15 protein-coding genes are annotated in these 22,237 nt (G+C 46.2%); 4 read left to right on the top strand and 11 right to left on the bottom strand.

The genetic code is table 11. The annotated features are described in order from the left end of the window. Nucleotides 1–16: 16 nt before the first annotated feature. The 7 genes from mraY to mraZ are packed head-to-tail and all read right to left on the bottom strand — an operon-like array spanning nt 17 to nt 7,536. Entirely contained in the window at nt 17–1,096 is a 1,080-nt protein-coding gene (gene mraY, locus ACAY30_RS02205; RefSeq protein ID WP_290252409.1) for a phospho-N-acetylmuramoyl-pentapeptide-transferase, read from the bottom strand. Further along, nucleotides 1,090–2,484 (bottom strand): UDP-N-acetylmuramoyl-tripeptide--D-alanyl-D-alanine ligase, encoded by a 1,395-nt coding sequence (gene murF, locus ACAY30_RS02200; RefSeq protein ID WP_290252408.1) that lies wholly within the window; start codon nt 2,482–2,484, stop codon nt 1,090–1,092. Before murF ends, mraY begins: the two co-directional genes overlap by 7 nt. Beyond that, nucleotides 2,481–4,019: a UDP-N-acetylmuramoyl-L-alanyl-D-glutamate--2,6-diaminopimelate ligase gene (gene murE / locus ACAY30_RS02195; protein WP_290252407.1), complete on the bottom strand. Its 1,539-nt coding sequence runs from the start codon at nt 4,017–4,019 to the stop codon at nt 2,481–2,483. Before murE ends, murF begins: the two co-directional genes overlap by 4 nt. A gap of 2 nt (nt 4,020–4,021) precedes the next feature. Next, complete coding sequence (locus tag ACAY30_RS02190; RefSeq protein ID WP_290252406.1) at nt 4,022–5,755, bottom strand: penicillin-binding protein 2; 1,734 nt, start codon at nt 5,753–5,755, stop codon at nt 4,022–4,024. Beyond that, on the bottom strand, nt 5,752–6,060 hold the full coding sequence (ftsL, locus tag ACAY30_RS02185; protein WP_290252405.1) for a cell division protein FtsL: 309 nt from the start codon (nt 6,058–6,060) through the stop codon (nt 5,752–5,754). The genes ACAY30_RS02190 and ftsL overlap by 4 nt, the downstream gene beginning before the upstream one ends. Before the next feature lie 47 nt (nt 6,061–6,107). Beyond that, complete coding sequence (gene rsmH, locus ACAY30_RS02180) at nt 6,108–7,049, bottom strand: 16S rRNA (cytosine(1402)-N(4))-methyltransferase RsmH (RefSeq protein WP_290252404.1); 942 nt, start codon at nt 7,047–7,049, stop codon at nt 6,108–6,110. A gap of 28 nt (nt 7,050–7,077) precedes the next feature. After that, nucleotides 7,078–7,536 (bottom strand): division/cell wall cluster transcriptional repressor MraZ, encoded by a 459-nt coding sequence (mraZ, locus tag ACAY30_RS02175; RefSeq protein ID WP_290252403.1) that lies wholly within the window; start codon nt 7,534–7,536, stop codon nt 7,078–7,080. A gap of 640 nt (nt 7,537–8,176) precedes the next feature. Here mraZ and tkt point away from each other — a divergent pair. The 3 genes from tkt (at nt 8,177) to ACAY30_RS02160 (ending at nt 17,063) form a co-directional block, all read left to right on the top strand. Beyond that, the gene (gene tkt / locus ACAY30_RS02170) at nt 8,177–10,183 is read left to right on the top strand and encodes a transketolase (protein WP_290252402.1); all 2,007 of its coding nucleotides are present in this window, start codon (nt 8,177–8,179) and stop codon (nt 10,181–10,183) included. 26 nt (nt 10,184–10,209) lie between these two features. Then, nucleotides 10,210–11,856 carry a glucose-6-phosphate isomerase gene (gene pgi / locus ACAY30_RS02165; protein WP_290252401.1) on the top strand — a complete coding sequence of 549 codons (1,647 nt, stop codon included), beginning with the start codon at nt 10,210–10,212 and terminating at the stop codon, nt 11,854–11,856. A 122-nt stretch (nt 11,857–11,978) separates the two neighbouring features. Next, complete coding sequence (locus tag ACAY30_RS02160) at nt 11,979–17,063, top strand: PAS domain S-box protein (RefSeq protein WP_290252400.1); 5,085 nt, start codon at nt 11,979–11,981, stop codon at nt 17,061–17,063. Between the two features lie 13 nt (nt 17,064–17,076). Here the strand turns inward: ACAY30_RS02160 and ACAY30_RS02155 are convergent, their stop codons facing one another. From ACAY30_RS02155 to gdhA, 4 genes are all read right to left on the bottom strand, one after another. Further along, complete coding sequence (locus ACAY30_RS02155; RefSeq protein WP_290252399.1) at nt 17,077–17,547, bottom strand: EVE domain-containing protein; 471 nt, start codon at nt 17,545–17,547, stop codon at nt 17,077–17,079. 38 nt (nt 17,548–17,585) lie between these two features. After that, a complete protein-coding gene (locus tag ACAY30_RS02150) occupies nt 17,586–18,317 on the bottom strand; it encodes a YdiY family protein (RefSeq protein WP_290252398.1) in 732 nt (243 codons plus the stop codon). A gap of 82 nt (nt 18,318–18,399) precedes the next feature. Continuing rightward, a complete protein-coding gene (locus ACAY30_RS02145) occupies nt 18,400–19,722 on the bottom strand; it encodes a GntP family permease (RefSeq protein ID WP_290252397.1) in 1,323 nt (440 codons plus the stop codon). A gap of 215 nt (nt 19,723–19,937) precedes the next feature. Continuing rightward, a complete protein-coding gene (gdhA, locus tag ACAY30_RS02140) occupies nt 19,938–21,251 on the bottom strand; it encodes an NADP-specific glutamate dehydrogenase (RefSeq protein ID WP_290252396.1) in 1,314 nt (437 codons plus the stop codon). 415 nt (nt 21,252–21,666) lie between these two features. Between gdhA and ACAY30_RS02135 the strand changes: the two genes are divergently transcribed. Continuing rightward, entirely contained in the window at nt 21,667–22,098 is a 432-nt protein-coding gene (locus ACAY30_RS02135) for a hemerythrin domain-containing protein (RefSeq protein ID WP_290252395.1), read from the top strand. Nucleotides 22,099–22,237 lie beyond the last annotated feature (139 nt).

The raw sequence follows: 22,237 nt of genomic DNA, 5'->3' as shown, positions 1-22,237 counted from the left end.
GTAATCAAGCTAACGTTTAACGCAACTTCAGCGTCGACAAGCCAATTAAAACCAACACCACTGAGATAATCCAAAAGCGGACAATAACTCGCGGCTCAGGCCATCCCTTTAATTCGTAATGGTGATGAATTGGCGCCATGCGGAAAATGCGTTTTGCCCGCAATTTATAAGAACCAACTTGCAAAATCACCGATACCGTTTCCAAGACGAAAATCCCGCCCATGATAAACAATACCAGCTCTTGTTTTACCAATACCGCGATCACGCCTAAAATTGCGCCTAGCGCCAATGAACCAACATCGCCCATAAACACTTGCGCGGGATAGGTGTTAAACCACAAAAAGCCAAGCCCCGCACCAACAATTGCCGTACATACAATGACCAATTCACTGGCCTCACGGATATGGGGTAAGTGCAAGTACTCTGAAAAGTTTGCGTTACCGGTGACATAGGCGAATACGGCAAATGCTGCCGCAACGAGAATGGTTGGTACAATCGCCAAGCCGTCCAAGCCATCGGTAAGGTTAACCGCGTTTGAGGTGCCGACGATAACGAAATACACCAAAGCGATATACATCAGCCCCAACTGCGGCATAACGTCTTTAACAAATGGAATTAACAACGTAGTGCCATCGGGTTGGGCAATGGCGTACAGGTAAAACGCGGTTGCTAAGCCGGCGACCGTTTGCCAAAAATACTTCCAGCGGGCAATAAGTCCGTTGGGGTCTTTGCGAATCACCTTGCGATAATCATCAATAAAACCAATCAAGCCAAAGCTCACGGTAACAAACAGTACGACCTGAACGTAACGATTACTCAAATCTGCCCACAGTAACACGCTGAGTAAAATGGTGCCGAGGATCAAAATCCCCCCCATCGTTGGCGTGCCTGATTTAGATAAATGGCTCTGTGGTCCGTCATCGCGCACGGTTTGGCCGATTTGCATCGTTTGCAGGTAGCGAATCAATTTTGGGCCAAAATACAAACTGGCCACCAATGCGGTTAACGTTGCCACGATGGCTCTAAATGTCAGGTATGAAAATACGTTGAAACCGCTATACCATTCCGTTAAAAATTGACCTAACCAAACTAACATGTGCTTTCCTTTTCACTATTGCGCCAACTCTTGATATCTTGTACCACTTGCTCCATGCGCGCGCTGCGCGAGCCTTTTACCAGTATGGTGATGTTTTGCTGCTCTCCTGCACATAGCTCGATTAAATGTGCTAGCAATTTATCGCGCTGCGAAAAATGCGCGCCATTGCCGTCGTAAACGCTGGATGCACTTTGACTTAATACTCCGAGAGTCAGCACATTATCAACGCCGAGCGCGAGCGCGTGCTCGCCAATGTCTTGGTGATAGCGACGAGCATCTTCACCGAGCTCAGCCATATCACCGAGAATTAAGATTCGACGCCCTTTATAACCACTCAAGAGTTCAACCGCTGCTTTGGTCGATTCAACATTGGCGTTATAGCTATCGTCGATTAACGTCATACTCGTCGCCAGATTAACAATATTTAACCGGCCTTTGACCGGTGCCATACCCGCTAACCCCGATTTTATTTGCTCTAAACTGGCACCAAACTCAAGGGCGACCGCAGCCGCAGCCACTGCGTTACAGACATTGTGACGCCCCGGTACCGGCACTGTAATATCTATCTCGCCTTCTGCGGTATGTAAGGTAAATGATGAAAAACCTAAATCGTTAATACGAATATTCGAACAATAGCAATCGGCTTGTTTGACACAGCTAAACGTACGCACTTTTTTATCGGTCAATCGCCATTGCCACTTCTCTGTATACGGCGTGTCCTGATTGTAAATAGCCACCCCGCTCTCACTGAGACCTTCATAAATCTCACCTTTAGCTCGAGCCACGCCACATAAGTCGCCAAAACCTTCTAAGTGGGCGGCGGCGATATTGTTGATGACTGCGACATCAGGTTTGGTTAAGGCAGTGGTATAAGCTATCTCACCAATGTGATTCGCGCCTAATTCAATTACCGCGTATTGGTGTTGAGGTTCTAGGCGCAAAAGGGTTAATGGCACGCCGATTTCATTGTTGAAATTTCCTTTGGTGGCCAGTACCGAACCCAATTGCGATAAAATCGCGGCAACCATTTCTTTTACCGTGGTTTTACCACTACTGCCGGTAATGGCAACGGTTTTAGGCTTCACTTGTTGTTTGACGAAAGCGGCGAGTAAACCCATTGCCTTGTAGCAGTCGGTTACCAGTAATTGCGGTATATCGACTTCTTGTTCAGATTCAACAAGGGCTACTGAACAGCCCATTTCTGCCGCTTTGGCGACGAAGCGATGGCCATCAAAATTAGGACCTTTTAGGGCAATAAACATATCGCCTTGACTGAGTTGACGCGAGTCAGAGCTCACGCTCGTCACCAATACTGTGTGTGGTTGTTCACAACGTAATACTTTACCGCCGACAACCTCGGCAATGTCATCTAACCCTAATGGGATCATTTACCTTCCCTCTGTTGATAAAATTGCCCGACCAGCGCTCGTTCATCGTAGTCGAGGCGCTGATGACCAATAATTAAATAATCTTCGTGACCTTTTCCTGCCAACAATACCATATCATTGGCCTTGGCTTTGGCTAATGTTGACAACACCGCTTGCTGGCGATCGACAATCACTTCTGCAACCTCAGCTGAAGACAAGCCGGCAACTATATCGGCTATGATTTGCTCCGCTGGTTCAGTTCTTGGGTTGTCATTGGTTAATACAATGCGATCGGCATAGCGTTCTGCCACTTGCGCCATCAGTGGGCGCTTACCTTTGTCGCGATCTCCTCCGCAGCCAAACACGACCCATAACTGACCTTGGCAATGTTGCTTGGCCGAGCGCAACGCCTGTTCTAAGCCATCAGGGGTGTGCGCGTAATCGACCACAGCTGATGGTTGATTGGGCGATGAAAACACTTCCATTCGGCCAGCAACCGCGCGCAACTTAGTGATCAATGTCGGTAACTGTGCAACGCTCGTGCCTTGAATCAAGGCAACAGCTATCACTGCCAGCAAGTTGGCGACATTAAATTCACCTAATAACGGACTTTCAATAACGCAGTCGCCCAACGATGTCTGTAGCTGAAAGCGAACCCCTCTATTGTGACAGACAATATCGGTAGCGATAACATAGTTAAACGGCGCCAATTCTGCTCCGTTGCGCTGTAGCGAAAACAGCCATGTTTTGTCGATGTATGCCGACTCACTTAACCATTGCTGAGCAATGGTATCATCGGCATTGATCACCCACTTTTGCTGATGGTTGGCGACAAATAACGATTTTTTCGCCTCGGCATACTGCTGCATATCACCGTGATAATCAAGGTGATCACGGCTTAAATTCGTAAACACGGCAATATCAATCATCTCACTATTGAGACGCTTTTGATCTAACGCGTGAGACGATACTTCCATTGCCACCGTATCGATGTGCTGCTGTGCAAATGTGGCAAGCAACCGTTGCAATAATGTCGGTCCCGGCGTGGTGTTGTTTATATCGACTAAATTGTCTAACGTACCAGCCCCCAAGGTGCCAATAATGGCTGTCTTATGCGCATGACTATCGAGTAATTGCGCGAGTAATTGGCAGCAACTGGTTTTTCCGTTGGTGCCCGTTACCCCAACCAGCGTCATCTTAGTTGCTGGTTGACCGTAGTAGTCAGCCGCTAATTGATGCAATATCTCGGCGAGCTGATAAAACGCCACTAATGGCACTGTTTTGTGCTCATGCGCGTAGAGTTCAACACTGCCGTGTTGCTGTTTGCTCTGACATTGATAGACTACCAACGAAGCACCTTTGGCCACGGCAGTATCGATAAATTGTTTGGCATCGGTTTGCGTGCCAACGACCGCGACAAAAATATCGCCCGCATTTACTTGTCTTGAATCGTTGACCATATGACCACAATGACTGTCGTCAAAGCCCGCGCTAGCTAGGTCAATATCGTAGGCGCTCAGGATCTGATTAATAGAACGTGCTGGTAATTGGGTCATTGTTAGTCTCCCAGTCCACGCGTCGCTTGAGTTATTAATGTTGCGTCATCGGGAGCAATGTTTAGGTGCTGTAACGCACCGCCCATAATCCGAGAAAAAACTGGGGCTGCAACCTCACCACCGTGATAATCATCGCCACCGGGCTCATTAATTACCACAACAACCGCTAAACGCGGATCTGAAACCGGTGCGACGCCGGCAAAAATCCCCATATATTCATTGCCGTATCCGCCTGCCGTTGCCTTGCGAACGGTACCGGTTTTACCGGCTACGCGATAACCGGCGACCTTGGCTTTGGGCGCGCCTTCAAGAACCACTTGCTCCATCATCTCTAACACCGCACGAGTATTGTACGCATCGAGTACTTGTTCACCTTGATTGAACTGCGGATCTTTTAATATTGATAACGGTACTTTTTTACCGCCATTGCCGATGGTTGCGTAAAAACGCGCGAGTTGCAGAGGGGTAATGGCTAAGCCATAGCCATAGGACAAGGCGGCTAACTCAAATTGCGACCAACGCGGTCTGTCGGATAATTGGCCAGAGCTTTCGCCGATTAAACCGCTACCGGTATCTTCTGCAAAGCCCATTTCAAAGAATTTAGACAACAAAAATTCCTTGGGGATCTCCATGGCGATACGGGTTGAACCCATATTAGACGACTTAATTAACACCTCGGTTAGCGACAACTCACCGTAATTGCGAGGATCAGAGACACGGCGTCCACCAATGCGCATCCAACCGGGTGAGGTATCTATGATGTCGTCTTTGCGCTTTGAACCCAATTCAAGGGCACTGAGTATGGTTAACGGTTTCATCGTAGAACCCGGCTCAAACGTATCGGTAATTGCGCGATTGCGAAAACGGTGTACAGCGACATTACTGCGATTATTGGGGTTATACGAAGGGCCGTTAACCATCGCCAATATTTCACCGCTGTGTACGTCCAGTACCACGGCTGAACCAGAAGCCGCCTGAAACGACTTGATCGCCGCTTTTAACTCTTTGTAGGCCAACGTTTGAATGCGCTGATCGATAGACAACACCACATCTTCAGGTGGTACCGGCTCGACTTTTTCCAACACCTCAATGCGATTACCTCGTGCGTCTTTGATGTATTTATCTTTACCGTCGATACCGGTTAAACGCTCGTTAAATAGGCGCTCGATGCCTTCGATACCTTCATCGTCAACATTGGTAAAGCCGACCACATGCGCGCTAATTTCTGCGGTTGGGTAAAAGCGCTTGGTTTCTTGGCGAGTACCAATACCGGGAATTTTTAGTTGCTTGATATATTCTGCCATGCGCGGTGAGATATGACGCGCTAGATAAACAAAGCGGCGACTGTCGTCGGTGCCTATGCGCTCAGTTATCTCGGTTACGTTCATATCGAGCGCTTGAGCTAAAGCGTGGACCCGCTTTTTCATTTGCCCAGCATGACCGCGAATAAAGCGTTGCGGGTCGGCATACACCGTTTGCACCGGTACCGAAATAGCAAGTTCAATGCCATTGCGATCGACGATAGCGCCGCGATACGAATAATTTGACGCATTGCGTATGGTGCGGTTGTCTCCCCGAACCTGGAGCAGATCAGGTTCAATTACCTGAATATAGGCGGCGCGAGCGGCAATACCGGCAAAAACTAGGCAAATTAACCCTACCACCACGTTAAATCGCCAAGCAATCGTGGTGGGCATAGCTCTGTCTTTGTTGCGTTTTACCTTGCTGACCGTCATGGTATTTTTATTATTATTTCACTTTTTGATTCTGGGCGGTGCATATCTAGCACCTTATCGGCTTTGTGCTCTATCTCGCTGTGTTCTGCCAACGAGTTTTGTTCCAGTTGTAAATTGCGCCACTCAATATTGAGTTTGTCGTGCTCGGCGTATAGCTTTTCCAGCTCGCTTGTCGCTTGTCGATTTAGGTGCGACATATAAATCACCGCAAGCGCAGAAAGCAGTACCAAGGCTGCTAACACATAGGTACTGCTATATCGCTTTATGTCTTGCCAAATATCTGTTAGTAAAACCAGATTTGCCATGGTTTAATCCTTACAACCAAGCGCCAACAACGACAACCGGCTAGTGTTTAACTGTCCGCAAGGCGACGCGCAATGCGAAGCACGGAACTGCGGGAGCGGACATTGTCTGATACTTCGCTCTTACTCGGCTTAGTTCGTCCTTCAAGCGCCAACTTTTTACCCTTTTGTATCTCTGCTTCGGTAATTGGCATACCACGCGGCACCTGTTTGCCTTGGCTGTGCTTTTTCATAAACTGTTTAACTAAGCGATCTTCGAGTGAATGAAAACTGATCACCACTAAACGCCCACCGGCTCGAAGCACGTCTAAACTGGCTGCCAACGCTTTTTCTATCTGCTCAAGCTCAGAGTTAATGTACATCCGTATGGCTTGAAAACTTCGCGTTGCGGGATGCTTTTTAATATCTCTTTGCGGCGCAGCCTGCTTGATAATCTTGGCTAATTGTCCCGTTGTAGTGATCGCTTCTTCTTCACGCGCATCAACTATCGCATTGGCAATGCGCCATGCCATTTTTTCTTCGCCAAAGGTGCGCAACACCCACGTAATATCTTCAACATCGGCAACGTTGATCCACTCTGCCGCCGTCTGTCCTTTACTGGTATCCATGCGCATATCCAACGGGCCGTCATTCATAAAGCTGAAACCGCGACTGGCGTCATCCAGTTGCGGTGAAGACACCCCAAGATCGAGCAAGATACCATCGACCTGACCTACAACGTCAAGGTCGATGGCAATATCTTGCAAGTTTGCAAAGCCACTGTGAACAATTTCAAACCGCGAATCCTCAGCAAATTTTTGCGCAGACTCTATTGCCTGAGGATCGCGATCAATGGCTATTAAACGTCCGTTTTCACCTAGTTTTTTTAGTATTAATCCAGAGTGTCCACCACGACCAAAAGTGCAGTCGATATAGGTGCCATCCGGTTTTATATCTAGGCCATCCACGGCTTCTTGTAATAGTACTGATATGTGTGAAAATTCTGATGCCATAATTTTTTCTCGCGCTTTAACCTAGTGGTTACAGCGATAAATCCGCTAATCGTTCGGTTGCTTCAAGTTTTCCATCTTGGTTATCTGCAATACCTTGGCGCATGGCATCATGCCAATCGCTCTCATTCCAAATTTCAAACTTGTTAAATAATCCAACCAAAATAACATTCTTGTCGAGGTTGGCATGTTGGCGTAATACACTGCCGAGCAATAAGCGGCCATTTTTATCCATATCGCATTCACTGGCATTACCTAATAGAATGCGTTTAATGGTGCGTTCGCTGGGATTCATGTCCGATAGACGGCTGAGCTTGAGCTCAAGTTCTTCCCATTCAGATAGTGGATACAACAACAAACAACGACTTTCTGTATGCACAGTGCAAACCATTTTACCTTCACTTTCAGCAAGCAAAAGCTCACGGTACCGAGTTGGTATCGTGATCCGATTCTTGCTGTCTAGCGTGATGTTGCTTGCGCCTCTAAACATGGTTGTTATTGTTTTTCTCTTGCGTTTATCACTGTCTATTTTTTAAACAATAGCGCAAAGATCCACATTTCTCCACTTTTTCCCACTAATTTTACAGTTTAGTGATTAAAGTCAACCATTGTCAAGGAAATAAGGCCGTCAACGACACGGTAAAACACAGCGAATTTCAAGGCTCGAAGTGATATTACCCCGTTGTCGTCGCGCGACGACAAAAAGTTGTGTTGTTTTGTGGATCGCTGTGGCTATTTTACCCCAAAACAGCATGAAACAAAGCCGATTTAGGCTAACAAAGCCAAGTAAATTGTAACTGTGAGTCTCAAAAGTGGGAAAAAAGCATCACCGACAAAGGGTTAACCGAATTAGCTAGGTGTCTGGGTTGGGCCTAAGTTCGCCGCTAGCCTCAGGCCACAGCGAACTGGCAACACCAATGATACCAAACAGGACAGTGATATAGAAATCTACCGAGCAAAGCAAATTAACACAAACCTCATGCAGGCTCTAACGCAACGTCTATAATCTAATGCATTAGTAAATTTAGTCATTGCATTAGCTGTGGCCAACACAAACCACCTCGGCTTTGCAACAGTTCATGCATCATCACAACAATTGACACAAAACACTTTTTAATAGGTACAACGCTATGGCAACGAATAAGGCCTCGCGCCAACAACTTGCAAATGCAATTCGCGTACTGGCGATGGATGCCGTACAAAAAGCCAATTCTGGCCATCCCGGTGCACCTATGGGTATGGCCGACATTGCAGAAGTCGTATTTAACGACCACCTGCAACACAATCCCAGCAATCCCCATTGGGTTGACCGAGATCGCTTTGTCTTGTCCAATGGTCACGGTTCGATGCTCATTTATGCGCTGTTGCATTTAACCGGGTACGACTTGAGCATGGACGACCTCAAACAGTTTCGACAACTGCACTCTCGTACCCCTGGTCACCCTGAATACGGTTATACCGCCGGTGTCGAAACCACCACAGGCCCTCTTGGCGCTGGTATCGCCAACGCGGTTGGTATGGCCATTGGCGAAAAAGTACTGGCGGCACATTTTAACCGCGACGGCTTCGACATCGTCGATCACCACACCTACTGTTTCTTAGGTGATGGCTGCTTGATGGAAGGGATATCTCACGAAGTGTGCTCTTTAGCGGGAACACTCGGTTTGGGAAAACTGATCGCCTTTTACGACGACAATGGCATTTCCATTGACGGTCACGTTGAAGGGTGGTTTACCGATGATACCGCGATGCGTTTCAAAGCCTATGGTTGGCAGGTCATTGAAAGCGTAGATGGCCACAACAGCGAGGCAATCAACCAAGCCATTGTTGAGGCGAAAACCATTACCGACAAACCCACCCTAATTATTTGTAAAACGGTGATTGGTTTTGGCTCCCCTAATAAAAGCGGTAGCCACGACTGTCACGGTTCGCCATTGGGCGACGATGAAATTGCCGCCAGCCGAAAATTTTTAAACTGGTCAGAGCCGCCATTTGTTATCAGTGATGATATTTATCAAGGTTGGGACGCAAAACAACGAGGCGCACAATTAGAGTCGACATGGCATCAGTTGTTCAGTGACTATCAAACAGCACACCCCAAACTGGCCAGTGAATTTAAACGCCGAGTGATGGAGCGCACATTACCAGAGAATTTTGACCAACTGGCCGACCAATTTATTGGCCAATGTCAACAACAGATGGACAATATAGCGTCGCGCAAAGCCTCTCAAAATGCGATTGAAGCGTTTGCTGCGCAGTTACCCGAATTACTCGGTGGCAGTGCCGATTTAGCGGGCTCCAATTTAACATTATGGTCTGGTTCCAAAGGCGTTACTAAAGACGATGCCAATGGCAATTACCTTTACTACGGGGTACGTGAATTTGGTATGACCGCAATTATGAACGGCTTATCTTTACACGGCGGATTTATAAATTACGGGGCAACATTTTTAATGTTTATGGAGTATGCGCGCAATGCGGTGCGCATGTCGGCATTAATGGGTATTCAAAATATCTTTGTTTACACCCATGACTCTATTGGCCAAGGGGAAGACGGGCCAACGCATCAACCGGTTGAACAGTTAACCAACTTGCGCACCACTCCTAAGCTCATCACTTGGCGACCATGTGACGCCACCGAGTCGGCCGTGGCATGGAAAATGGCGATTAAACACCGTCAGGGACCAAGTGCACTGGTATTTTCACGGCAAAACTTGACTCATCAACAGCGCAGCGAAGCTCAAGTAAAGGCGATCGAACGCGGGGGCTATATTCTTCGCGATTGTGATATTGCTCCGCAAGTGGTGTTACTTGCCACCGGTTCGGAAGTCGATATTGCCATGCAAGCAGCTAATGAACTCAGCCAGCAGGGACATCAAATTCGCGTAGTGTCTATGCCCTCGACTAATGTTTTTGATCAACAGTCAACCGAGTATCAACAATCCGTACTGCCAAACACCTGCCCGATTGTCGCCATTGAGGCAGCACACCCAGATTTTTGGCATAAATACGTTGGTAAACAAGGACGAATTATTGGTTTAGATAGCTTTGGTGAGTCGGCGCCTGGCGGGACATTAATGAGGCATTTTGGCTTTAGTTCTGATAATATTGTGGCCACAATAAAATCAATGATTTAACGACGATTTCAGTAAGGGTAATTTCTATGACACGTTCGTCATTACCAGCTTGGCAGGCTTTACAAAAACACGCCGAAGATATGCAACAGCAGTCAATCAAAGCGCTATTTGATACCGACAGCAAGCGTTTTGAGCGATTTTCGGTGCAGCGCCCCGGTCTGCTATTTGACTATTCCAAGCAAAACATCAACCAATTGACCATGGCTCTTTTTGCCGAGTTAGCTGAGCAGTGTCAGTTCACTGACTGGCGCGCCAAAATGTTCGCTGGTGAGCGAATCAACATTACTGAAGATCGCAGCGTGTTGCACGTTGCCTTGCGTCGCGATACCAGTCAACCTTTGCTGGTTGACGGTACGGATGTCTCACAGCAAGTTGCCGAGCAACTGGCGAAGATGAAGCAATTTTGTCAGCAAGTGCATTCTGGACAGTGGCGTGGTTATACTGACAAGCCAATTCGTCACATTGTCAGTATTGGCGTAGGCGGTTCAAATCTAGGTCCAGAAATGACCACCAATGCGTTAAAAGCATACAAAACGAGTGACCTTACGGTTCACTATGCGTCGAATGTTGATGGTAACCAAATCGCTGACGTACTCGATAGCGTCGACATTGAAACCACCTTATTTATCATTTCTAGCAAGACCTTTACCACCAGCGAAACCATGACCAACGCCAATACCGCGGTGAAGCACTTATTGGCTGCTGCTGGTGATAAGTCGGCGATTGCCAAACACTTTGTCGCCGTGTCAACCAACACCGAAAAAGTTACCCAATTTGGCATTGATGCCAATAACATTTTCGATATGTGGGACTGGGTTGGCGGTCGATTCAGCCTCTGGTCAACTATTGGTTTACCAATCGCCTTGTACCTGGGTTACGAACAATTTGAACAATTGCTACAGGGCGCGCGCGATATTGACCAACATTTCCAGACAGCGCCACTCGAGAAGAATATTCCTTTTATCATGGCCTGTTTAAGTGTTTGGAATTGCAGCTTTTTAAATGCCCGTTCGCAAGTTATTCTGCCCTATGATCAGGTCTTGCACCGGTTAACGGCATATTTGCAACAAGCCGAAATGGAAAGTAATGGTAAACATGTCAACTTTGCCGGAGACACCGTTGACTACAACACCGTCCCCACCATTTGGGGTGAAATAGGCATCAATGGTCAGCATGCGTTTTATCAATATCTGCATCAAGGCAATAATATTGTACCTGCAGACTTTATTGGTTCGATAACGCCTATTCGCGATATCGAACAGCATCACGATATACTGATCGCTAATATGTTTGCTCAGGCCGAGGCACTCATGTGTGGTGTCAGTGAGCAAGAGGTGCGCAGCAGTTTGGCAAAACAGGGTAAGAGTGACGATGAGATAAACCTTATTGCGCCCCACAAAGTGCATCAGGGTAACCGCCCTAGTTCCATGTTTTTATTTGATAAAATCACCCCATATAGCTTAGGCCAACTGATTGCCTTATACGAACACAAAATATTTAGTCAAGGCATCTTACTTGAGGTCTGCTCGTTTGACCAATGGGGTGTTGAACTGGGCAAGGGCTTAGCCAATAATATTCACGCTGAGATTTTGGCCGAAGGTGAGGTGAGCGGTCACGATAGCTCAACTCGCTCATTGATCAATTTTTACAAAGCCAATAAAAACCAGTCTTAACGCGTTTACGCCGTGATAAAGCGAGGCTTAGGTCTCGCTTTTTACCCGCTCCAATTCTGCAACAAATCAATAACACCCTGCTATGCTTAAGTAAATTCTATTTATAGTTAGCACCTTAACGTATGGATAACGAGTCAATTTTGGCGGCGGTGGTTTTACTCGTTGCACTGCTTATCTTTGTGGTGTTAAAGGTTCACCAGCAAACACAACAAGATCCACCGCGATTTCTCGCCGATACTCAATCGCGACAGTTAATTGCTGGTGCACTGATGATATTTCTGATTATTATCTCGGTGATCATTAATTACGGCTTGCATATGCTGCGCGAACAAATGCAACAGCAAGCGGCAACTTCGTTATCAACGGTCATCCAAACGACTGATTCATCGTTAGACGCTTGGTATCAAAACCAAGTCAGCTCACTGCAACTGTTTTCACAAAGGGATAAAACAGTCGAGCTGGTCGCAGCGTTACTGGCTAAAGCAAAACAGGCCAACGAGACGAGTTCTAGTACCAACACGTATATTGAAGAACTCAGACAGCGATTTCACGCTTTACCTACCGACCCACAGCGACTCGACTTTTTTATTGTCGGTAACGATGACATGGAATATGCGTCGTTAACTGATGACAACCTCAATACCACCAGCTTTTTAGCCACACAGCACAGAGCATCACTGCAACAGGCGTTTGCCGGCAAGACTCTGATGATAGGACCGGTGCGCAGCCAAACGTCACTGCACTTAGTGCAAAAAGGGCTCGGTGCGCACAATACGACGCTGTTTTTCGTCGGGCCAGTGCGAGATAAAAACAACCGAGTAATCGCCGTTATCGCATTTCGCATTGATCCGTTTCTAGAACTGTTTAAATTGGTTACCAGCGGTCGGGTGGGAAGCACCGGAGAAACCTATTTAGTCAACCAGCAAGGTATCATCGCATCGCCGAGTCGGTTTGAATCGCAGCTCACGGATATCGGTTTGTTAGCAAGTGGTCAATCGAGTATTTTAAATATCAAAAGCGCCGACCCTGAACAGCAATTAGATTCGGCATCGTTGCCCAACGCTCAACAACAGAGCCAATGGCCTTTGACCTTCAGTGCAGAAGCCGTTCTCAAAGGCACGGAGGGGCTTAATGCCAAAGGCTACCGAGATTATCGGGGGGTAAAAGTACTCGGCGCATGGCGTTACAACAGCGATCTACAGCTTGGCTTGGTTAGTGAGATCAGTCTGCAAGAAGTACAACAGGGCTATTTGCAATTGCGCTACACCATTCTAGCCGTCTTAGCCAGTATCATCGTGCTTACGGTGTTGTTGGCTAACATTGCTTTGAATATTGTCAGGCGCATGAATAACCGACTACTACAAACCAATAGTGAACTTGAAAAGCGCGTTGCTATGCGCACCAAAGAGCTGTCAGATAGAGAAGCCCGCTTGTGGGATTTATATCAAAACTCACCCGTTGCCTATGCCACGTTAAAACACGATGGCTCTATTGCCAAACACAATAAAGTATTTGCCCAACTCACAGGCTATAGTACTGAACAAATCAGCCAATTAACTTGGCAACAATTACTGCCTGCAAACGATAGTAAACACAACGGCATGGCTTTGCTTGATTCCGCCCGCGATGGGCTCAGCCAACAGGACGTCGTCATTGATTTAGCCAATGCCAAATCGCAGACCATCAAGGTCTCTGTCTCTGCCGTTCCAGCTAAACAAGGCCGAGAGGTTAGAGTGTCGTTAGTTGATGTGACCCAACGTGAAAAAGCCTTGGCCAAACTGACTCAAAATGAACAGCAATTTCGCTCTATGGTGAGCAATATACCAGGCGTTGTGTTTCGCTTTTATTTTGGCAGTGATTTTTACAGCCGAAGCGAACTGGTTTTCGTCAGCCCCAAAATCGTCGAGCTCACAGGTCATCCGCCGGCGAAATTTGTCGGTAAAGATGCCGATTTAAACTTTCGAGATTTCGTCCACAGTGATGACAAAGCCTCGCTCGAAGCGCTGATATCTAAGTCGTTTAAAGACCTAAAACCGTTTGCTACTACCTTAAAAATTACCGACAAACATCAGCACATCCGCACCGTTCAGCTTAAAGCCGGTGCCTTAATCGATACCGTAAGTCAGAGTAAGTATTTTGACGGAGTGATGATTGATATCACTGAACAAGAGTCGCTAAAAACTGAGTTGTTAAAGAGTGAGAGTCGTTATCGCAGCATCCTCGACAGCGTCGCCGAAGGCGTTGTTGTGGTGGATAAACAAGGTCGTATTCAAGAGTTTTCAACTGCCGCGCAGCGCATTTTTGGTTACACCAGAGAGCAGGTTATTGGTCAAAACATCAGTCTTATTCAACCGCAACAGCAGCAAAACATTGATGAGCAACGAGCCCAGCATTTTGACAACAAACAGCGCCCGTGGGTGGTTGAACAAGGTGGCGAAGTATTGGCTCGACGCAAAAGTGGCGATGTATTTCCAATGGAGTTGTCGATTAAGGAGAGTGAATTAGAAGGAAAAACCGTATTTATTGGTATTATGCGCGACATTACCGAGCGGCATGAACAAGAGCTCAAGCTCAAACAAAGCGAAGAACGACTCGATGCAGCAACCTATGGGGCGCGTATCGGTCTATGGGAGTTTTTCCCCGATAAAAGCATTATCAAAATCAACAAGATTAGTGCCAATATGCTAGGTTTGGGACACAACAGTGACTTTATCGAAGAAGAAAAAGATTGGTTTACCCTGTACGACAGTGCCAACGCTTGGGGAAAGTACATTCACCCTGAAGACAAGGAGTTTGCCGAGCAGCGAATGACCGAGTACTTGCGCGGACAGCGAACCGAGTTTAAAGAAGAATTGAGATTGGGAACAGATCCTGATAATTGCAAATGGATATTAGACGTTGGCCGTATAACAGAGACCGACAACAATGGTCGTGCCACTCGCGTTTCCGGTGTACACATTGATATTACAGAGCGCAAACAGCTGGAATTGGATTATTTAAAAGCACAGCAACTGGCTGAAGAAGCCAACCAGGCCAAGTCTGATTTCCTCGCCAATATGTCTCACGAAATTCGCACCCCGATGAATGCCATCATTGGTATGTCACACTTAGCCTTAGAAACCGATCTAAACAAACAGCAGCGCAATTATATCGATCGGGTGCATCGCAGTGCTGAGTCGCTGTTGGGTATTATCAACGACATCTTAGATTTTTCAAAAATTGAAGCCGGAAAATTGGATGTTGAAGAAACCGATTTCAATCTCGCCGATATCCTTGATAACGTGGCCAACTTTATCAGCATTAAGGCTGAAGAAAAAAAATTGGAACTGTTATTTGATATTGAACCCAATTTGCCCATGCGATTAATCGGCGATCCGCTTAGGTTAACCCAAGTATTGATCAACCTCGCCAGCAACGCGGTCAAATTTACCGATAAAGGTGACGTAATCATTAGAATTCGCCGCCAGTTCACCAACCAAGATTACGCCGGAATTGAGTTTAGCGTTATTGACTCCGGCATTGGTATAAGCCGCAAGCAGCAAAAAAAATTGTTCCAACCATTTACCCAAGCCGATGCCTCAACGACACGTAAACACGGTGGTACCGGTTTGGGCTTGGTTATTTCGCAAAAATTAGTGAGGCTGATGGGCGGTGAAATAAGCCTAAAAAGCGAACCAGATCAAGGCAGTACCTTCAGTTTTTCGATCACTTTAAAACGACAAAAAACCGATAACCAACCAAAACCGACCAGACATCAGCACATCGACAAAATTCTTGTTATCGATGACAACCCTCATGCGCGTGTTATTTTTGCCAATATGTTAACCAGCTTGGGCTATCTGGTAGATACCGTGGATAACGCACTGACCGCGTTAACAATGATTCAACAAGCGGATAAAACGACACCGTATCAGCTGGTTATCATTGACTGGCAAATGCCACAAATGGATGGTATTGAGACCACTCACAAGATTCAACATTCGTTAGCACTAGCCCAGCAACCAGTGATTTTTATGATTACTGCCTACGGTCGTGAAGAGCTTGATTTGCACACCGACGAGGTAAAAATAGCGGCGATATTAACCAAACCGGTAACCGCTTCGAGCCTAAACGATGCAATAAATGACGTCATGGGATCGACAATTAAAAAGCGGCATCACAACTCTCGCAGAGAAATCAACAAAGAGAGCATCAAAGCGTTACAAGGGGCGCGTATTTTAGCGGTTGAAGACAATGACATAAACCAAGAACTCATTGTCGGGCTGCTAACCAATAACGGCATTGAGTGTTGTATTGCAAGCAATGGTCAGGAGGCCATTGAGCGCATCCAAAAAGAGCCCTTTGACGGGGTATTGATGGATTGTCAGATGCCGATTATGGATGGCTATACCGCGACCAAAATATTGCGTCAACAACACAAATTTAAGCAACTACCCATTTTGGCTATGACCGCCAATGCCATGGCCGGTGATCGTGAAAAAGCAATCCAAGCGGGTATGAACGACCACATCCCCAAACCCATTAACGTCAATAACTTATTTAACACCATGGCCAAGTGGATCTCGGTCGATAGCGACCGCCCCTCTATAGAGCAGCCTCGCTTGCACAGCGAGCTAGAACTTCCGCAAGATTGGCGTTTTATTGACCGACAAGACGGTTTAAATCGAACCCTAAACGATGCGACCCTATATCACAAACTGCTAGTTAAATTTCATCAAAATCAGCAACACACCGACCATCAGTTGCAACAGCTAATCGATGATAACAATTTAACCGAAGTACAACGTTTACTGCACACGTTAAAGGGGTTAGCGGGTAATATTGGCGCCCATCAATTGCAGCAGCAGGCTGAACAACTCGAACGATTCGCTAGTACGTGCGATGACTGCAGTCAATTAAATATCGATGCATTGCGACAAGCGCTACGTGATGTATTGACAGAGATTGCCGCAATAGACGAGCCCTCGAAAGAGTCATCATCGAAGCGCGCAATCAGCGATGCGCAATGGCAACAGATGTTAGCCGAATTGACCCAGATGTTAGCGGATTATGACAGTCAAGCGGGTGACTTTTTGCAGTCGCAATACGATAAGTTTGAACAGCGAAGCGATGCGGCGTGGCTTAAAAAATTAACCACAGCGGTTGAAAACTACGATTATGATCAGGCGCTGAGTTTGATTGCCCAACAAGGCTCAGCAACGCCTTAAACCAGTACAGTGATTATCGCTCGCGCTGAGACAATGATTCAATTATCTGCCAGTGAGTATCGCTAACGGGTAGTATCGATAAGCGATTACCGCGTTTAAGCAAGTCGATGTCGCGTAAGCTCGCTTCTGCCTTTAGGCGCTGTAAACTAACCAAGTTGGCAAACTTACTGACAAAAGCGATGCGAACACAAAACCATCGGGGCTTGTCGTGACTGGCTTTTGGGTCAAAGTACTTACTGTTTTCGTCAAACTGTGCAGGATCAATCAGCTCGGTTTCAATCACTTTAGCGACACCGGCTACCCCCACGTGCTTGCAACTTGAGTGGTAGAACAACACATTGTCACCAACGGACATCTTATCGCGCATAAAATTGCGCGCCTGATAGTTGCGCACACCATCCCAGAGCTCGCCGCGTTGGCCTCGCTGCTTTAGATCGTCAATTGAAAATTCACTCGGCTCGCTTTTAAATAACCAGTTTTGCATTGTCGCACTCGCTTTACTCGCATTATTAGCGGCAAAGTTTAAAACGCATAACTCAAGCTGACAATGGTTTCTGTATCGGTATTTTCACTACCTACCGGCACATCAGAGGTGTGTTTAATGTTGTAGCTAAACTTAAACGCTAAATTTTCGATGGCTTGCACCCGCAATTCGCTGCGCGAATAGACAATATCGGTATCACTGCCTTTTTCCAAACTCAAATACTGATGAAATGTCGTTGTTTGAGAAAATTGGTAGTCAATAAGCGTTGATGCGGTAACGATGGGTTCGTTTTGATCATCCCCGGTCAGCGGATCGTCTACTTTAGATTTACGGTAGCCGGCACCGAGTTCGATATCCCACTGAAAAGTTTCTTCATCGTAAAGATTCCAGCCAAAGCCGGCAATTGCGGTTGCTTGATAATCAAATCCGCTGAACTTATCGGTTTCATAGGTCGCTCGGCCAAAAACATAATTTTTTTCGGTGAAGTTATAGGCCAGGCGGCTTAGTGCGGCGTATTTTTCCGCTGTTCGGGTGTTGCCATTTTCTGAAAACAGAGACTCGCCAGTGATGTCCCACTTCCACGGTTTGTTTTCTCGGCTGACAGCAACCCGTCCAGCCATGGTCGATTCTTCTGTATTACCGGTGAGGTTAGTGTAACCAAAATCTACGGTACCGGACCACAGTTTGGGTTCTTCTTGCGGTTCGCTTTGTTGCCCATTAGCCCCTGTGCTCGCCACTAACAAAACCATTAGTAAAAGTATTAATCTCATACCGCCCTCTACTTTATTTATTGTTTTTCTTTACTTTTTATATTCTAAGTGTAGACCGAACAGTATTGTTCTACTAATTTTTTTAAGCTAAAAAATACAAAGCTAATACGGTGCAAATACCCGGTACCACCATCGTCATTTTGGCAAGTGCCAAATACGCTGATTGGTGACTTTCACCGCAGATTGCCCTAATTAAGGTCACCACATAGCCATTATGGGGAAGACTGTCTAGCACCCCCGATGACAATGAGATCGTTCTATGTAAATGTTCTGGATTGGCTCCCGCGTCCAAATATATCGGTCCGAGTATCGGTAAGGCGATGGTTTGCCCTCCCGATGCCGAGCCGGTAATGCCTGCGATAACCGTGACCGCGATTGCCGCTGACACCAAGGGGGAACCGGGTATAGCGGTTACCGCGTCAACGGCAAACGCAAACGCAGGAGTGGCTTTTACAACACTGCCAAAACCAACCACCGCTGAGGTGTTGGCTCCAGCTATCAAGGCGCCTAATGCCCCCTCGGAACCAACTTTGGTAAAATGTTGGCTAAGTTGTCGCCAATACCCCACCACTAAAACCACACAACCGGCGACGAGGGCGATCACCAACGCATTATTACTGTAATCTTGATGAAATAAAAAAGCGGTGATAAATACGGCTAATAGTGACAATACCGCTGTTAACGGATTGACGTTTTGCTGTTGTTCAGCCTCTACACTGGCAATGATTGACGCTTGTGGAAGGATGAATCGCTCGCCTTGTTGATAAGCCGTGTGTATCATCCGATTTAGCCAATAAATACCAATGGCAGCCATGGCCAACGCGGTAAATAAACTCACTTGCCAGGCAGCGTATGGCGTTGTACCTAAATACGGTGCTGGCAACCAATTTTGAATTTCCATCGAACCGGCGCTGGTCATGGTAAACGTGACAGAACCCAAAGCCAATGCGGCGGGAATAAAGCGATGTGGTAAGTCAGCCTGTTTAAATAAACTGGCCGCTAACGGGTAAACCGCAAATGCGGCAATAAAGGCACTTACCCCACCATAAGTTAAAATACCCGTCGCCAGCACAACTGCGGTTACGGCCCGCTTCATGCCCACATGCTCAATAATCCAATGGGCGATACTTTTTGCGCCGCCGGAATACTCCATCAGCTTGCCGTACAGCGCTCCGGTGAGAAACACTAAAAACCAAACCTTTAAAAATTGGCTAAAACCACCGAGATAGCTATCCGAGTAATTGGCGATGTCACCTTGCTCCTGAGTTGCAAAAATCGGTAAACCATTACTCAGAGCAACGACAAGAGCACAAATAGGAGCAGCGATGAGTAAATCCATGCCTTTTAAGGCAAGGACCATCAGCAATATTAATGAGGCTATTAAGCCTACTAAAGCGAAATCCATAATAGGTATATTGTTGTTATTGTTGTTGGTGTTGTAACATTTTTATATCACAATCAGTGACAAAGAGAAATTAACCAACGGTTTGTCGCCCAACTTAGCCCACATGGTATTAGATTGTTGTTTTTGTTGGTTAAAAAAACAGTAAAAACAACTTACACTGATGTAACAGCCCCAGCTACAACGTTAATAAGTGTTTATTACACTGCGTCAACTGATCACACACCTTGGGCAAGCATCGCTCGCACCAATCGATTTAATGCAAAACTGTTGGCGCCTATAAGGTAATCATGATTATTGCCGTCGCTGCAATGATGATGGATTTCGTGCATGATTTTGCGTAAGTCTCGCTCGATTTCTGTAAACGGTTTTGGTGAGAATATGGCATTTTGTCCCATTTCGAATGTCGACGTGGCAACGCCTCCTGAATTAACCGCTTTTGCCGGCGCAAATACAACACCCGCTTGTCGAAATGCGTCGATAGCCTGATTTGTACAAGGCATATTGGCGCCTTCAAAGACGTAGCCGACGCGATTGCCAATAAGTTGTTTGGCATCGGTTAAATCGAGCTCATTTTGAGTCGCACAAGGAATGGCAATATCGCATGCTACACGCCATGGGTTTTTCCCTTCGTGCCATTGCCCGCCAATTTTTTCGGCAAACTGCGATAAACTCTGTGCGTGGTTGAGCAAACTGTCTATCATCTCCCTACTCAACCCATTTTTATAGTACAAAAAGCCTTGGCTATTTGACAGAGTTACAACTCGAGCGCCTTCAGCTGACGCCTTTTGAGCAGCGTGTAAGGCGACATTACCAGCTCCGGAGATAGCGATTATTTGACCGTCTAGCGTTTTGTCGTGTGTTGCCAGTACCTCTTCAATAAAAAATATACAACCAAACCCAGTTGCTTCGGTACGCACATGACTACCACCAAAATCTATTTCTTTACCGGTAAGTGCACCGGTAAATTGATTCTGCAAACGCCGATAGCGCCCAAACAAAAAGCCAATTTCTCGACTACCAACATTTATATCACCAGCGGGTATGTCTGTCGTAGGTCCGATATGACGATGTAATTCATCCATAAACGCTTGACAAAAACGCATCACTTCCGCACGAGACTTGCCTTTTGGATCAAAGTCCGCGCCCCCTTTAGCACCGCCAATTGACAGACCAGTTAAGGCATTTTTAAAGGTTTGTTCAAGGGCTAAAAATTTCAGCACTGATTCATTAACGCTCGGATGAAAACGGATCCCGCCTTTGTATGGACCTATTAGATTTGAGTGCTGAACTCGCCATCCTCGATTAATGTTTACTCGGTTGTGATCGTCAACCCACTCAACTTTAAAACTGATTATCCTGTCTGGCGTCATTAACCGCTGATAAATATTATCCTGCTCAAACGCTGTTTCAAACGAAGGATGTAATTGGCTGAATTGAGTTAACTCCTCAACGACTTGCAAATACTCAGGTTGATCTGCGTATTGCGAGCGTATTTGTGCCAACTTTTGCTCAATATAACTCGATTTCACAATATCTCCTTATCCCGTGTCTGACTTTTAATCTGTTTCACAATTGGGTGACGTACGCGCTCTTATATTCCAAACGCCACTGAAATTTAGCAATGTAATGTTTTAATGTTCCCCTTGACCAAACACACATAGATTCTTTAGTAGCCTAGCCTATTGGCGTTGGAGTCACAAAGTTGTTTGACACTTTTCACTCTAGATTGATATTCACAACCAACAAACACTCCAGAACCAACTCGATAAATCCGCAAAAGACTCACTAAAGTTTTTTTTCACAGTACGGTGTAATTTATTCATATAAGCACTTGAACGAGCTCAAATAAACCATATAAAGATATTTAAATTCAATGAATTAAAATCTAAAACGTGTTTTGTTGCGTACTGAATAACACATTAGCAAAAGGAGTACACTATAAGCATGACAAATATATTTGATGCATTAAAAGACAGTCACCAAAAGCAACGTTTACTCATTGATGCGCTACTAAAAACCTCTGGCGATTCGCATACTCGTCGCGAGTTTTATCAACAATTAAAAACGGAGCTCAAAGATCATGCTATCGCTGAAGAGCGTTTTTTCTACAAGCCGTTAATCGAAAGCGATCAAACCATTGATTTAACCCGACACGGTATCGCCGAACACCATGCGATTGACAAGGTATTGGCGGAATTAGACGACACACCGTTTGATTCGCCTGCGTGGTTGACGCTGATGAAAACGCTGGAGCACAAAGTGTCGCATCACCTAGAGGAAGAGGAGCTGCGCTTTTTCCAAGTGGCGGGTAAGGCGCTTTCTGAAAGACAAAAAACAAGTCTCGCCAAAAAATACGAACAACATAGGGATCGTTAAATAGAATCGACCGCCGTTGCAAAAACTGAAAAAACAAACCCGGCATGCCGAAACACACCGGGTTTTTAAATATTTGTTGAGTTGGCCGATAAGCCGGGTTCTGTTCTCTTAAAAAGAGCGACAACCATTCGTCTAGGCC

Source organism: Thalassotalea ponticola (genome assembly GCF_041379045.1).
GTDB classification, from domain to species: domain Bacteria; phylum Pseudomonadota; class Gammaproteobacteria; order Enterobacterales; family Alteromonadaceae; genus Thalassotalea_A; species Thalassotalea_A ponticola.
Note: the sequence above shows the minus strand (reverse complement) of the source record. Positions and strands in the feature narration are given on the sequence as shown.

Bases quoted from the DNA above. Each gene is read 5' to 3' on its own strand.
- mraY (WP_290252409.1), bottom strand. From the start codon at position 1,096: ATGTTAGTTTGGTTAGGTCAATTTTTAACGGAATGGTATAGCGGTTTC.
- murF (WP_290252408.1), bottom strand. From the start codon at position 2,484: ATGATCCCATTAGGGTTAGATGACATTGCCGAGGTTGTCGGCGGTAAA.
- murE (WP_290252407.1), bottom strand. From the start codon at position 4,019: ATGACCCAATTACCAGCACGTTCTATTAATCAGATCCTGAGCGCCTAC.
- ACAY30_RS02190 (WP_290252406.1), bottom strand. From the start codon at position 5,755: ATGACGGTCAGCAAGGTAAAACGCAACAAAGACAGAGCTATGCCCACC.
- ftsL (WP_290252405.1), bottom strand. From the start codon at position 6,060: ATGGCAAATCTGGTTTTACTAACAGATATTTGGCAAGACATAAAGCGA.
- rsmH (WP_290252404.1), bottom strand. From the start codon at position 7,049: ATGGCATCAGAATTTTCACACATATCAGTACTATTACAAGAAGCCGTG.
- mraZ (WP_290252403.1), bottom strand. From the start codon at position 7,536: ATGTTTAGAGGCGCAAGCAACATCACGCTAGACAGCAAGAATCGGATC.
- tkt (WP_290252402.1), top strand. From the start codon at position 8,177: ATGGCAACGAATAAGGCCTCGCGCCAACAACTTGCAAATGCAATTCGC.
- pgi (WP_290252401.1), top strand. From the start codon at position 10,210: ATGACACGTTCGTCATTACCAGCTTGGCAGGCTTTACAAAAACACGCC.
- ACAY30_RS02160 (WP_290252400.1), top strand. From the start codon at position 11,979: ATGGATAACGAGTCAATTTTGGCGGCGGTGGTTTTACTCGTTGCACTG.
- ACAY30_RS02155 (WP_290252399.1), bottom strand. From the start codon at position 17,547: ATGCAAAACTGGTTATTTAAAAGCGAGCCGAGTGAATTTTCAATTGAC.
- ACAY30_RS02150 (WP_290252398.1), bottom strand. From the start codon at position 18,317: ATGAGATTAATACTTTTACTAATGGTTTTGTTAGTGGCGAGCACAGGG.
- ACAY30_RS02145 (WP_290252397.1), bottom strand. From the start codon at position 19,722: ATGGATTTCGCTTTAGTAGGCTTAATAGCCTCATTAATATTGCTGATG.
- ACAY30_RS02135 (WP_290252395.1), top strand. From the start codon at position 21,667: ATGACAAATATATTTGATGCATTAAAAGACAGTCACCAAAAGCAACGT.